The 12,180-nt window shown below is 70.3% G+C and carries 14 protein-coding genes; 10 read left to right on the plus strand and 4 right to left on the minus strand.

The window, feature by feature from the left end; genetic code table 11:
- Positions 1-145 precede the first annotated feature (145 nt).
- Positions 146-469 (minus strand): hypothetical protein, encoded by a 324-nt coding sequence (locus MFF01_RS17365; RefSeq protein WP_238227354.1) that lies wholly within the window; start codon positions 467-469, stop codon positions 146-148.
- A gap of 495 nt (positions 470-964) precedes the next feature.
- Here MFF01_RS17365 and MFF01_RS17370 point away from each other — a divergent pair, with 495 nt between their 5' ends.
- From MFF01_RS17370 to MFF01_RS17390, 5 genes are all read left to right on the plus strand, one after another.
- Entirely contained in the window at positions 965-1,333 is a 369-nt protein-coding gene (locus MFF01_RS17370) for an SPW repeat protein (RefSeq protein ID WP_238227355.1), read from the plus strand.
- A 240-nt stretch (positions 1,334-1,573) separates the two neighbouring features.
- Positions 1,574-2,266 carry a helix-turn-helix domain-containing protein gene (locus MFF01_RS17375; protein WP_238227356.1) on the plus strand — a complete coding sequence of 231 codons (693 nt, stop codon included), beginning with the start codon at positions 1,574-1,576 and terminating at the stop codon, positions 2,264-2,266.
- A gap of 120 nt (positions 2,267-2,386) precedes the next feature.
- A complete protein-coding gene (locus MFF01_RS17380) occupies positions 2,387-3,988 on the plus strand; it encodes a bifunctional aminoglycoside phosphotransferase/ATP-binding protein (RefSeq protein ID WP_238227400.1) in 1,602 nt (533 codons plus the stop codon).
- Between the two features lie 126 nt (positions 3,989-4,114).
- Entirely contained in the window at positions 4,115-4,765 is a 651-nt protein-coding gene (locus MFF01_RS17385; RefSeq protein WP_238227357.1) for a BON domain-containing protein, read from the plus strand.
- A 12-nt stretch (positions 4,766-4,777) separates the two neighbouring features.
- Complete coding sequence (locus tag MFF01_RS17390; RefSeq protein ID WP_238227359.1) at positions 4,778-5,098, plus strand: hypothetical protein; 321 nt, start codon at positions 4,778-4,780, stop codon at positions 5,096-5,098.
- Between the two features lie 68 nt (positions 5,099-5,166).
- Here the strand turns inward: MFF01_RS17390 and MFF01_RS17395 are convergent, their stop codons facing one another.
- From MFF01_RS17395 to MFF01_RS17405, 3 genes are read right to left on the minus strand one after another with little or no spacing between them, the layout of a single operon-like run.
- The gene (locus MFF01_RS17395) at positions 5,167-5,655 is read right to left on the minus strand and encodes a flavodoxin family protein (RefSeq protein ID WP_238227361.1); all 489 of its coding nucleotides are present in this window, start codon (positions 5,653-5,655) and stop codon (positions 5,167-5,169) included.
- Between the two features lie 54 nt (positions 5,656-5,709).
- On the minus strand, positions 5,710-6,864 hold the full coding sequence (locus tag MFF01_RS17400; protein WP_238227363.1) for an acetate/propionate family kinase: 1,155 nt from the start codon (positions 6,862-6,864) through the stop codon (positions 5,710-5,712).
- 9 nt (positions 6,865-6,873) lie between these two features.
- Positions 6,874-9,420, minus strand: coding sequence for a phosphoketolase family protein (locus tag MFF01_RS17405; RefSeq protein ID WP_238227364.1), 2,547 nt, complete (start codon positions 9,418-9,420; stop codon positions 6,874-6,876).
- 143 nt (positions 9,421-9,563) lie between these two features.
- On the opposite strand from MFF01_RS17405, the gene MFF01_RS17410 reads away from it, so the two are divergent.
- The 5 genes from MFF01_RS17410 (at position 9,564) to MFF01_RS17430 (ending at position 12,169) form a co-directional block, all read left to right on the plus strand.
- Entirely contained in the window at positions 9,564-9,776 is a 213-nt protein-coding gene (locus MFF01_RS17410; protein ID WP_238227365.1) for a hypothetical protein, read from the plus strand.
- A gap of 32 nt (positions 9,777-9,808) precedes the next feature.
- A complete protein-coding gene (locus MFF01_RS17415; RefSeq protein WP_238227366.1) occupies positions 9,809-10,456 on the plus strand; it encodes a BON domain-containing protein in 648 nt (215 codons plus the stop codon).
- 186 nt (positions 10,457-10,642) lie between these two features.
- Positions 10,643-10,960, plus strand: coding sequence for a hypothetical protein (locus tag MFF01_RS17420; protein ID WP_238227367.1), 318 nt, complete (start codon positions 10,643-10,645; stop codon positions 10,958-10,960).
- Between the two features lie 52 nt (positions 10,961-11,012).
- On the plus strand, positions 11,013-11,828 hold the full coding sequence (locus tag MFF01_RS17425) for a universal stress protein (RefSeq protein WP_238227368.1): 816 nt from the start codon (positions 11,013-11,015) through the stop codon (positions 11,826-11,828).
- Positions 11,828-12,169 carry a c-type cytochrome gene (locus tag MFF01_RS17430; RefSeq protein WP_238227369.1) on the plus strand — a complete coding sequence of 114 codons (342 nt, stop codon included), beginning with the start codon at positions 11,828-11,830 and terminating at the stop codon, positions 12,167-12,169. The genes MFF01_RS17425 and MFF01_RS17430 overlap by 1 nt, the downstream gene beginning before the upstream one ends.
- Positions 12,170-12,180 lie beyond the last annotated feature (11 nt).

Consider the following 12,180-nt stretch of genomic DNA (forward strand, 5'->3'; position numbering starts at 1 on the left):
GGCGGGCGGGACCTGGGCGGGGATGTCGGTTGTCATCGATCGGCGAAGGAGTCTCCCACTCGGCCGGACGGCGGGACACCCGGCTCGGCTTCCGAGGCGAGCGCATTTCGAACCGGGTCGTGTCCCTGGGCGCGGGCAAGTCGGCTCATGCGGCAGGTGAGCTGGTCGGTCGAAGATCCCCGTGGGTCCGGTCCATCCCGATCCAGGGCCGGCAGTGCCGCGGCGTCAGGGTCTCACAGGGATGATGGAACAGATAATAGCCGAACGCCGCGCTGGCCTCCCTTGCCGGGGCGGGTTGAAAGCCGAACGGAAGGCTTTCGCCCTCGTAGACGGTCGTGCCGAAATTCCATGCGACGGGGCGGACGAAGTACGGGATCGGCATGCTGTCCCGGACGGCGCAGCACAGTCCCGGGTAATGTCGGCGTTGGAACACACGATAGAAGATCGGCGTGAGCGATGTGTCCGGCATCTGACGCGTCCTGCAGGCGCGGGCGGGAAGGCGATGCCGGAGCCGCCAAGGACCCCGGCTTCACCGCATCGAGCCGCCTCGAGGGAGGCCGCCTCGGTCATGTCCGGCGAAAACGTCGCCGCCTCGGCACCGGTGGCGTGCCACGCACGAGCCCCGACGCCGGACGCTGGGGCCGCCGTCGGAGTCGTGGCAAGGCGCCCCCGCGCGGCGTGTCCGGAGCGTCGATCCAGTCTTCGGGTTCGGCCTCGCAGGCAACCGTGCGGATACCCGACAGGGACGCGTTGACCCAAATCAAATCGAGCGATTTACTATCGAAGAATAAAGATAGACGACTTGGCCTTATTGTCTCCACCCTGAACGAAATCTCCACATCGCATCGGAAGCATCCTTGATATGCATCAAGGTGATGCCCCCTTGCGCGCAGCATCCTTCCGCGGGTGAGGTGGCGGGCCACCTGCCGCCGCCGACGATCCCTGCCTGCCCGAGGAGAAGTCGATGCGCACCATCGAGAACCGAGCCGAGGACGCGGTCCTGAATGGCCTCAACGTCTTTCTCGGCATCTTCCTGTTCCTGACACCCTGGTACCTCGCGTTGGGCGTCGAGACCGCGGCCGCCCGCAACGCCCTCATCAGCGGTGCGGCGATCGCCGTCGTGGCGATGTTCGCCCTCGGCAAGTCCTACGACTGGGAGGAGTATTTCAACCTCGCCCTGGGCCTCTGGGTAGCCGCGGCCCCCTGGACGTTCGGTTTCACGGATTCCGAGTACGCCATGGGCGCGCACCTGGTGATCGGCCTGTTCGTCGCGATCCTGGCCGGGGTCGAGCTGTGGCGACTCTACCGGTCACCGGAAGCCTACTCCGTCTGATATCGCCTGCACCCGTCGCAAGGCACGCCCGTGCCGGTGCGCTCGCGGCGGGCCTCGCCCGCGTCGTGGCGCCCGCCCCGTCGGGGCATGGATGTCCATGGCGGTTGGCGGTGCGGAGCGTCCGGGAAGGGCCTTACGGGGTTGCCCTTACGGAACTCTCCTTAAGAGACGACCCAGAATTTCGTCCCGCCGTCTTCCTGGCCAATCTCCTCGCATCCGATTTGGACGAGGAGCGAACCGATGGCCTCCGACAGCGCGTTGCAGACACCGCCTCATCCCGTCCCGGGCCTTCGCGCCTCCGCCGCGACCTCCCAGGGCATCGGCCTCTTCCCGGGATGCCCCGACCTCGTCGGAACGCCCTTCTCGTACGGACGCGAGGAGGAGATCTACGGCGAGGGCGAGCAAGCCGAATTCGTCTACAAGGTGGTCGAGGGTGCCGTCCGGACCCATAAGGTGCTCAGCGACGGTCGTCGCCAGATCACCGGTTTCCACCTGCCGGGAGACCTGTTCGGCTTCGAGCAGGGCGAGGCCCACCGGCACACCGCCGAGGCCCTGTCGGAGACCAGGGTGGTGATCTTCATGCGGCGCAGCGTCGAGCGCGCCGCCCTCCGCAGCGCCGAGGTCGCCTGCCAGCTCTGGGGGATGGCCGCGAGCAACCTGCGCTACGCCCAGGACCACATGCTGCTCCTCGGTCGACGCTCGGCCGTCGAACGGGTCGCGGCCTTTCTCATGGACGTCGACGAGCGCCTCGGCCGGACCGGCACCTTCGTCCTCCCGATGACCCGCCGGGACATCGCCGACTATCTCGGGCTGACGATCGAGACCGTGTCGCGCACCCTTACGCAACTGGAGGAGGACGGTGCCCTGCTGCGCACGGGCGGCCGCCAGGTCAGTCTGCGCCGGTCCCGCATCGGCCGGGTGGTGGAGGCATAGGTGTCTCTCACGAGACACCCGTCGCGCCATCGGGCACGCAGCGAACACGACGGCGAGACGGAAGTCTTGTGAGACACTCTGAGGCACGGAATCACGATCTGGTGCTGCTGAGTTCCGATGATGTCGAGCGAGGATCAAGCAGAGGTCGCCGACTTCCTGACGCGGGCGCTCGCGGGAGGCGAACCGGCGGTCACGGTCATCCGCACGCACATCTCACGGGTGTTTCTCGGCCGTGGACGCGCCTTCAAGCTGAAGACGGCCGTGCGCCTCCCCTACCTCGACTACTCGTCGGCCGAACGACGGCTGGCGATGTGCCGGGCCGAGTTCGACCTCAACCGCCGCACGGCGCCCTCCCTGTATGTCGGCGTTCGCGCGATCACGCGAGAGCCGGACGGAAGCCTCGCCTTCGACGGCCCCGGCCCCCTCGTCGACGCCGTCGTCGAGATGCACCGGTTTCCGCAGGAGAACCTGTTCGACGCCATGGTTCGGACCGGCCGATTGACACCGGAGCTGGTCGCCACGCTGGCCCATCGCATCGCCGTCTTCCATGCCGAGGCAGAGATCAGCCACAGGCACGGCGGGGCCGCCGCCATGGCCGCGCTCGTCGACCTGAACGACAAGGCCCTGCGCGCGTCGTGCCTTACGACGGACGGCGAAGCCAACGACCTCGCGAGCCGCTTCCGTTACGCCCTGCTGCGGCACGGGGCGCTGCTCGATGCCCGGCGCGCCGCCGGAAAGGTACGCCGCTGCCACGGTGACCTCACCCTGCGCAACATCTGCCTGTTCGACGGAGTCCCGACCCCGTTCGACGGCATCGAGTTCGACGAGGCCATCGCCACCATCGACGTGCTGTACGACCTCGCCTTCGTGCTGATGGATCTCTGGCACCGCGAGCGGCGCGACCTCGCCAACCTCCTGTTCAATCGCTACCTCGACGAGGCCGACGAGGCGGACGGCATCGGCCTGCTGCCGGTCCTGATGGCGCTGCGCGCCACCATCCGCGCGCATGTCACGGCCGTGCAGGCGCAAGGGGCGGGCGCGGGGGAGCGGGCGGAGAAGCTCACGGAGGCCAGGGACTATCTCGATCTCGCCGGATCCTTGCTCGACGAGGCCCAGGCCGGGCTGGTCGCGATCGGCGGCCTCAGCGGCTCGGGCAAGTCGACCGTGGCCACCCTCCTCGCGCCGTGGCTTGGCGCCGCGCCCGGGGCCCGCATCCTGAGCAGCGACCGCATCCGCAAACGGATGCACGGCGTGGCGGCGACGACGCGGCTGCCGGCGGCGGCCTACGAGGCGTCCGTCTCGGAGCAGGTCTACGCCACGCTTCGCCGGGAGGCGGGCAACGTCCTGAAGGCGGGGCATTGCGCGATCGCGGACGCGGTCTTCGACCGGCCGGCGGAGCGAAGCGCGATGGAGAGGGTGGCGAGCGGCCTCGGCCGGCCGTTCCAGGGCGTCTGGCTGCAAGCCCCGACGGCCACGCTCTCCTCCCGGATCGAGGGGCGGCGGCTCGACCCGTCCGACGCCACCGTGGAGGTTCTGGTCGCCCAGGCGGAACGGGATTGCGGACCCATCACGTGGTGGCGTCTCGACGCCGAACGCCCCCCGGAGACGCTTCGCGCGACCCTGCTCCCACGGATCGCCTTCGGCGAACCCTTCGAAGGGCAGGCCCCTCCGTGCGACGATGCCGGGGTCCCGGACGCCCCCGCGCGCGCCTCCGTCCCATAGCGGTCCGTGGCGGCGTCGCCCTCGCCAAGAGGCCCGCATCGGCCTTGCGCTGGATCAAGGCGCCCGCGCGCGAATGGCTCGAACGTCCGCTCGGCCCCCACCACGACGGCAAACGGGAGAGACGCCATGACCGACAAGGATCTTCGCCGCGACGTGCTCGACGAACTCGACTTCGATCCCAGCCTCGACGCCGCCGACATCGGCGTCGCCGTCTCGGACGGCGTGGTGACCCTGACCGGCCATGTCGGCAGCTATGCCGAGAAGATCGAGGCCGAGCGTGCGGTGAAACGGGTGAAGGGCGTCCGGGCCATCGCCCAGGAGATCCAAGTCCGGCTTCCCGAAGCCAAGAAGCTCGCGGACGATCAGATCGCCGCACGGGCGCTCGCCATCATCGCCTGGTCCGTCCACCTACCCGGGGATGCCATCCAGGTGAAGGTCGCGCGGGGCTGGGTCACGCTCACCGGCACGGTGCCGTGGCAGTACCAGGTGATGGGCGCCGAGGCGGCCGTCCGCAGACTGTCCGGCGTGGCCGGGGTCACGAATCTCGTGGCGGTCAGGCCCGACGTGCAGCCGAAGGCGGTGAGGGACCGGATCCTGGAGGCGTTCCGGCGCAGCGCCCTATTCGAGGCGGACGCGATCAAGGTCAGCGTCGAGGGCGACAAGGTCACCCTGGAGGGCGCGGTAACGGCGTGGGCGGAACGCGATGCCGCCGAGCGGGCGGCCTGGTCGGTGCCCGGCGTCCGCGCCGTCGAGGATCGCATCGTCGCCCTGAGCTGAAGGAGAACCGCCATGCCTCTTGTCATCTCCCAGGGACTAGGCGAACCGGCTCGGGGCGTGCCCCCGCCGCGCGTGGATCATCCCATGGACGATCCGGCCTGGCTGGCGCTGTGGCGCACGCTCTGGCTCGACCTGCCTCTCGCCTGGGCCGACACCATGGCCCGATCCCTGTCCTGGTGGCTGCCGCCGGGCAGCGATCGGGGGACCGTCCGCCGAGACCTGCCGGACCGGGAATTGCTCGGCTCAGATCTGCCCGACGCGTCCTGGACCTCGGCCGAGGTGATCGCTCTCGGCCTCGGTTGCGGCGACGTCTCCGGGGACATCCTGGGCTGACCCGGCCGGCTTCGAAGCACCATCCGGGGGCATCTCTCGGGCTGGCGGGGGTTCAGCGTCGCGTGCCCTCAGGCGGCTGCGGTGTAACCGCCCCGGATCGTCTCGACGAAGGCGTCGAGCAGCCCTTCGAACCCGCCCCCGGCGACCTGGCGCTGCGCCAGGGACAGTCTGGGGATGCCGTCCTGCCCGCCGAGTCGTTCCATCTCCCGGAAAAACCGCTCCTGCCGGCCACCGGCACCGGACACCGCCGCGCCGCACAGGCGCTGAATCTTGCCCGCTTGCCGGATGTAGGTCCGCGGCGGTCCCGCGAGCCTGCCGGCCCAAACCGGGGAACACACGACGACGACGCGGAACCGTCTCGGGTCGAGCCCTCTGCGGATCGGCGGGCTCACCCCCCGGAGCGAATGCCAGATCCCCTTCGCGAAGCCGATGGGCCCGGCATAGGAGGTCGGCGTCTCGATGCGATCGAGCTCGGCCCCGAGGCGGTCCGCCAGCGCGCGGGCGAGCCGCTCCGTGGTCCCCGTGCGCGAGTAGTAGGCCACAAGAACCTCCGCCATCCCACCCTCCCGAGATGCTGTTGATACGGTCCTCACCTTTGAGCGCGGGCGCCGTCACCCGCCTTGAGGCACATCAAGACGCATCCGGCTCGGGGCGGCCTCGTCGACGAGATCGGCCACCGACAGCGCGATCTCGCGCTCCTCGTCGGCGGGCGCGATGCGGACGAGGACCCTGGTCGCCGGCGTGCCGAGGCTCGCCCGGCCCGCGCGGTTCGCCGCCTCGTCGAGGGCGATCCCGGCGAAGACGAGGCCGGCGCAGACGCCGGCACGGACCCGGGCGGAGTGCTCGCCGATGCCGCCGGTGAACACGAGGACGTCGAGGCCGCCGAGCGCCGCCACGAGCGAGCCCGCCTCGCGCACGATCCGATAGACGAAGAGGTCGAGGGCCTCGCGCGCCGAAGGGTCATCGCTCGCCTCGAGATCCCGCACGTCGTCGCTGATGCCCGAGACGCCGAGAAGGCCCGACCGCTCGTTCAGGAGCGTCGACACCGCGCCCGGCGACAGACCGCGCTCACGGATCAGGTGCAGGACGAGGCCGGGATCGACGGCGCCGCTGCGCGTGCCCATCATCAGCCCGTCGAGGGTTGTGAACCCCATGGTCGTGGCCACGCTGCGCCCGTCCCGAATCGCGCACAGGCTCGCTCCATGCCCGAGATGGGCAGCGAGAACCCGGCCCTGCGGGTAGCTCCGCGCGACATGGGCGTAGGACAGGCCGTGGAAGCCGAAGCGCACGAGCCCCGCGTCGAGGAGGTCGCGGGGCAGGGGATAGAGTTGCGCGAGCCGGTCCTGGCTGCGGTGGAAGGCGGTGTCGAAGCAGGCGACCTGCGGCAGTCCCGGCCAGGTCGCCTCGACCTCCCGCAGGCAGGCCAGGGCCTGGGGCTGGTGCGCCGGCGCCAGGGGGACGAGCCTTTCCAGCGCGCCGACGACCTCCGCGTCCACCCGCGCCGGCGCGGCGTAGCGCAGGCCGCCATGGACGACGCGGTGCCCCGCGACGGACGGGGGCGCCGGCAGCCGCGCGAACAGCCATCGCGCCACCCCGGCATGGTCGCGGGCCGGTGGCCCCGCGCCGTCGTCGGCCTCACCGTCGATCGAGACCCGCGGGGCCTTTCCTATATCGGAGACGTGGGCGCGCCAGGCCGGCACCGGCTCGCCCGGCCGGAACAGGGCGCACCGCAGGCTGGACGAACCGGCATTCAGGACGAGGATCATCGCTCCGCCTCAGGAGACGATGGTCCAGCCGTCCACGGTCTCGCCCGGCCGGACCGGCTCCGAAGGACCGCGCGGCCCGATGTCCGCGCCGGTTCCCCGTGGATCGGGGGCCTGCCCGCCGGACCAGACCCATGCCTTCACCTCCGGCAGGTCATCGCCGGTGCGGCGGACGTATTCGCGATGCGTGTCCAGGACCTCGCGGAGGATGAGCTGGGCGTGGTCGCCCCGTCCCCCGAGCCGTGGCGTGGCCTGGAGGGCGGCGAGGGCGAGATGGAAGCGGTCGAGCCGGTTGAGCACGCACATGTCGAAGGGGGTCGTCGTCGTGCCTTCGTCGATGAACCCGTGGACGTGGAGGTTCTCGTGGTTCGCCCGCTTGTAGGTCAGGCGGTGGATGAGCCAGGGATAGCCGTGATAGGCGAACACCACCGGCCGGTGGCGGGTGAACAGGCCGTCGAAGGTCGGATCGTCGAGGCCGTGGGGATGCATGGCGCGGGACGCCAGGGTCATGAGGTCGACGACGTTCACCACCCGAACCCGCAGATCCGGGACGTGCCGCCGCAGCCAATCCACGGCCGCCAGCGTCTCCAGGGTCGGCACGTCGCCGGCGCAGGCCATGACCACGTCGGGCTCCGCCTCGCCCTCGTTCGAGGCCCAGTCCCAGATCCCGGCGCCGGCCGCGCAGTGCCGCGCGGCCTCGTCGAGGCCGAGCCATTGCGGGGCGGGTTGCTTACCGGCGACCACGACGTTGATGCGGTCGTGGGTGCGCAGGCAATGGTCCATGATGCACAGGAGGGTGTTGGCGTCCGGCGGCAGGTAGATGCGCTGGATGTCCCCGCGCTTGTTGGCGACGAAGTCGATGAAGCCCGGATCCTGGTGGCTGAAGCCGTTGTGGTCCTGGCGCCAGACATGGGACGACAGCAGGATGTTGAGCGAGGGCACCGGACGGCGCCATGACAGGGCGCGCACGCCCTTCAGCCACTTGGCGTGCTGGTTCACCATCGAATCGACGATGTGGATGAAGGCCTCGTAGCAGGCAAACACGCCGTGCCGCCCGGTCAGTACGTAGCCTTCGAGCCAGCCCTCGCAGAGATGTTCGCTTAGGACCTCCATCACCCGGCCCTGCCGCGCGAGATGGTCGTCGCTGGGCAGGATCGCCTCCTGCCAGACCCGGTCCGTGACCGCGAAGACCGCGTCGAGGCGGTTCGAGGTGGTCTCGTCCGGTCCCATGAGGCGGAAGTTCCGGGCCTCGGCGTTCAGCGCGATGACGTCGCGCAGGAATGTCCCGAGCACCCGGGTCGCCTCGGCCGCCGCGGCTCCGTGGCCCGGCACCGTGACCGCGTACCGGCGCAGGTCCGGCAGGCGGAGCGGCTGAGGATGCCGGCCGCCATTGGCCTGGGGGTTGGCGGAAAGGCGCCGCTCGCCCTCCGGAGCCAGGGCGGCCAGGCGGCCGATCAGGCGTCCCTGCCCGTCGAAGAGCTCCTCGGGCCGGTAGGAGCGCAGCCATCGTTCCAGGATTGCCCGGTGCTCCGGGTTCTCGCGGACCGCGGCGACGGGCACCTGATGCGAACGCCAGGTGTCCTCCACGGGCTTGCCGTCGACGGTCTTCGGTCCGGTCCATCCCTTCGGGCTGCGCAGCACGATCATCGGCCAGCGGGGACGTTCGGTCTCGCCGCCGCGCGCCGAAGCCTGGATCTTCGCGATGTCGTCAAGGGCACCATCCAGGGCGGCGGCCATGGCCTGATGCATGTGGGCGGGGTCGCTCCCCCCGACGAAGGCCGGTTCGTAGCCGTAGCCCGCAAGGAGGCTGCGCAGCTCCGTTTCCGGCATCCGGTCGAGGATCGTCGGATTCGCGATCTTGTACCCGTTGAGGTGCAGGATCGGCAGCACGGCGCCGTCGGTGGCCGGATCGAGAAACTTCGCCGAATGCCACGCGGCGGCGAGGGGGCCCGTCTCGGCCTCGCCGTCGCCCACGGTACAGGCGACGATGAGGCCGGGATTGTCGAGGGCCGCGCCGAAGGCATGGGCGAGGGCATAGCCGAGTTCACCGCCCTCGTGGATCGAGCCGGGGAGCTCGGGAGAGGCGTGGCTCGGGATGCCGCCGGGAAACGAGAACTGGCGCATCAGGCGGCACAGGCCGTCGGTGTCGCGCGCGACGTCGGGATAGACCTCGCTGTAGGTGCCCTCCAGGTAGGCGTTGGCGACGAGGCCGGGCGCGCCGTGACCGGGCCCCCAGACGCCGATCATGTCGAGATCGCGCGCCCGAATGACCCGATTCAGATGGGCATAGATGAAGTTCAGGCCCGGGGTCGTCCCCCAATGGCCGAGAAGGCGTGGCTTGAGATGGGCGACATCGAGGGGCTGCCGCAGGAGCGGGTTGTCCATGAGGTAGATCTGCCCGACCGACAGATAATTCGCCGCCCGCCAATAGGCATCGATGTCCTGCAACTGGTCCGGACCGAGGGGGCCCGGCACGAAGGGGGCGGGCGGGCGCCGGCCGCATCCGGTGGGGACGGGCCCTTCCTCGATTCGGACGTCGTCTGCTGACGGCTCGTTCATGTCGGCGTCCCGAGTTCCGTGGCCCGAAATTCCGTGGCCCGCCCGACGATGCGTCGCGCCGGACGGCCCGCCTTGATCCAGCTCAAGGCGGGCGCCGATTCGATGGGCATCATGGCGCGCACAATCGACAACGGGAGCGGGTGATGCCCCTAATCGTGACCTCCACCTCCATCCGGTCGATCCGGCACATCCGGGTGCCGATCACCGTCCGGGCGGACAATGTCGATGTCCCGGTCGATGTCCGCTCCGTTGTTTCGGACGGCCACCGCTACGGCAGCATCGGCAGCCTGCAGGCCCTCGGCCTCGCCATCGTCGCCTCGGTGGTGACCTGCGCGATGCTGTGGCTCGTGCTCTGAAACCAAGCCGACCCACAGGGGGGAGACACGCGATGGATGACGGGACCTTGCGACGGCACGTGGTGGAGGAGCTGGATTTCGACCCGAGGGTGGAGGCCGCCCATATCGGCGTCGCCGTCCGGGATCGTATCGTGACGTTGTCCGGCCACGTGGCCACCTATGCCGAGAAGATCGCCGCGGAGGGGATCGCGCAGCGGGTCCGCGGCGTTCGCGCCGTCGTCGAGGCGATCGAGGTCCGCTATCCGGCCGACGAGAAGACCGGCGACGAGGAGCTCGCCGCGCGCGTCGTGAAGGTCCTGGCCTGGAACGTCTCCGTCCCCGACGGGGCGATCAGGGTCAAGGTCGAGCACGGTTACGTCACCCTCGATGGCTCCGTGCCCTGGTACTATCAGCGGGCCGCGGCCCAATCCGCCTTGAGCAAGCTCTCGGGCGTCCGGGGCGTGCTGAACCTCCTCGCCGTCAAACCTCCGGTGAGCGCGGCGGACGTGAAGGCGAAGGTGCTCGCGGCCCTGAAGCGAACCGTCCAGGACGCCGAGGCCATCACGGTCCGCGTCGAGGGGGACACGGTCATCCTCGACGGGACGGTCGAGCTCTGGGGCGAGCGCGAACGCGCCGAGCGCGCGGCGTGGTCCGCCCCGGGGGTCCGGGCGGTCGAGGATCGCCTCTGCCTCGTCTGGTAGCGTTCGGGCGGGCATCGAACCCGCGCCTTGCGCGGGATCACGGCCGGGCCGAGGCGGGTCCGAGTCGAGACAGGGCTGACTGAAGGCCGGCTGGATCAAGGCTGGCCAGCCCAGCGCGAAAGGTTGTGCGCTCGATCCGGGCCGACGCCCGGTCCTTCACGCATCCGGGTCAATGGGGGCTTCCAGATGACGACGACGAAGCAGGGGTTCTGGGTACCGCGACGCAAGCGCGGCGACCTCGCCACCCGTTGGATGGAACTGAAGCTGGCCAAGCAGAAGAAAGCGGCCGGTCGGGAGCGCGGTTGCGCCGCGGACGCATCCCGTCCGCTGGATATCGGTGCGTTGTTCGTCCTCGTGCAGGCGGTCTCGAGCAAGGGATTCGGCTCGCGGCAGGTCGCGTTGCAGGCGCGCCTCGACGAAGCGTTATGGCGTCCGCCCGCGCGATCGAACCATTCCACCGCCCGCGCCGCGTCGCTTGAGATGGATCAATGTCGCGGCCCCTGAGTCGGGCAAACGTCTCCGCGCCGGGCCGGTGCCCGCGAGCGAGGGGCGCATCATGAAGATCTCCAACGTGATGGTGTCGCTGGATCTGGGGGCCGCCGCCGCGGACCGGGTCCAGCTCGCAGCGAACATCGCCGGGCGCTTCGATGCGCGGCTGATCGGCGTCGCGGCGCGTCAGGTGCCCGGCCTCATCGCCGTCAGCGACGTCCGCGAAGCCCAGCACGTCTACGAGGAGGAGGATCGTCGCGCCAACGAGCAGCTCGCCGAGGCGAAGGCGGTGTTCGAGCGCGGAGCCGAGCGCGGCGTCAAGACGGCGTGGCGTTCGGCCCTGACCGAACCGACGGCCTACCTCGTGGAGCAGGCGCGCGCGGCCGACCTGGTCGTGGTGGGCCGTCACGGTCCGGCGGACGGTGACCCGGGCCTGATGGGCGTCTCCACCGGCGCGCTCCTGATGGAGATCGGGCGGCCCGTCATCGTGGCCCCTCCGGGAATCGAGCGCCTCGCGGCCAAGCGGGTGGTCGTGGCCTGGAAGGACACCCGCGAGGCGCGCCGGGCGGTCCAGGACGCCCTGCCGTTCCTCAGCAGGGCCGATGCGGTCCCCGTCGTGGTGGTGGGACCGGGAGCGCACCGCGAGGGGGCCGAGGACGTCGCCGCCTACCTGTCCGGGCATGGGGTCAGCGTGACGACGCACCTGTTGCCGAGCCCTGCGGTCAGCGCGTCCGAGGAGATCCTCCGCTTCGCGCAGCGCGAGGGAGCCGACCTGATCGTCATGGGCGCGTACGGGCATACCCGATTGCGCGAGTGGATCTTCGGCGGCGCCACGCACGAGATCCTGCAGACCATGCCCGTCTGCTGCCTGATGAGCCACTGATGCGCGCCTCCTGCCACTCGGGTCCCCGCGCGGCCATGACGGTCGCGCTCCTCTGGCTCGGCGCATCCGGCCCCGCCACCGCATGGGACCTCAAGGTCAAGCAGGGCGAGACCATCGCCCGGACGAACTGCGCCCGCTGCCACGCCATCGGACGGCAGGGCGAGAGTCCCTTTCGGGACGCGCCCCCGTTCCGCGACCTGCACGCCCGCTACCCCGTCGAGTCCCTCGCGGAGGCGCTGGCGGAGGGCATCGTCACCGGTCACCCGACCATGCCCGAGTTTCGTCTCGAACCCGACCAGGCCGACGACCTGATCGCCTATCTCAAGTCGCTCGAACGCTGAGCCGTGAAGGG

This window comes from Methylobacterium adhaesivum (genome assembly GCF_022179065.1).
In the GTDB taxonomy this organism is placed as follows: Bacteria; Pseudomonadota; Alphaproteobacteria; order Rhizobiales; family Beijerinckiaceae; genus Methylobacterium; species Methylobacterium adhaesivum.

Bases quoted from the DNA above. Each gene is read 5' to 3' on its own strand.
- MFF01_RS17365 (WP_238227354.1), bottom strand. From the start codon at position 469: ATGCCGGACACATCGCTCACGCCGATCTTCTATCGTGTGTTCCAACGC.
- MFF01_RS17370 (WP_238227355.1), top strand. From the start codon at position 965: ATGCGCACCATCGAGAACCGAGCCGAGGACGCGGTCCTGAATGGCCTC.
- MFF01_RS17375 (WP_238227356.1), top strand. From the start codon at position 1,574: ATGGCCTCCGACAGCGCGTTGCAGACACCGCCTCATCCCGTCCCGGGC.
- MFF01_RS17380 (WP_238227400.1), top strand. From the start codon at position 2,387: ATGTCGAGCGAGGATCAAGCAGAGGTCGCCGACTTCCTGACGCGGGCG.
- MFF01_RS17385 (WP_238227357.1), top strand. From the start codon at position 4,115: ATGACCGACAAGGATCTTCGCCGCGACGTGCTCGACGAACTCGACTTC.
- MFF01_RS17390 (WP_238227359.1), top strand. From the start codon at position 4,778: ATGCCTCTTGTCATCTCCCAGGGACTAGGCGAACCGGCTCGGGGCGTG.
- MFF01_RS17395 (WP_238227361.1), bottom strand. From the start codon at position 5,655: ATGGCGGAGGTTCTTGTGGCCTACTACTCGCGCACGGGGACCACGGAG.
- MFF01_RS17400 (WP_238227363.1), bottom strand. From the start codon at position 6,864: ATGATCCTCGTCCTGAATGCCGGTTCGTCCAGCCTGCGGTGCGCCCTG.
- MFF01_RS17405 (WP_238227364.1), bottom strand. From the start codon at position 9,420: ATGAACGAGCCGTCAGCAGACGACGTCCGAATCGAGGAAGGGCCCGTC.
- MFF01_RS17410 (WP_238227365.1), top strand. From the start codon at position 9,564: ATGCCCCTAATCGTGACCTCCACCTCCATCCGGTCGATCCGGCACATC.
- MFF01_RS17415 (WP_238227366.1), top strand. From the start codon at position 9,809: ATGGATGACGGGACCTTGCGACGGCACGTGGTGGAGGAGCTGGATTTC.
- MFF01_RS17420 (WP_238227367.1), top strand. From the start codon at position 10,643: ATGACGACGACGAAGCAGGGGTTCTGGGTACCGCGACGCAAGCGCGGC.
- MFF01_RS17425 (WP_238227368.1), top strand. From the start codon at position 11,013: ATGAAGATCTCCAACGTGATGGTGTCGCTGGATCTGGGGGCCGCCGCC.
- MFF01_RS17430 (WP_238227369.1), top strand. From the start codon at position 11,828: ATGCGCGCCTCCTGCCACTCGGGTCCCCGCGCGGCCATGACGGTCGCG.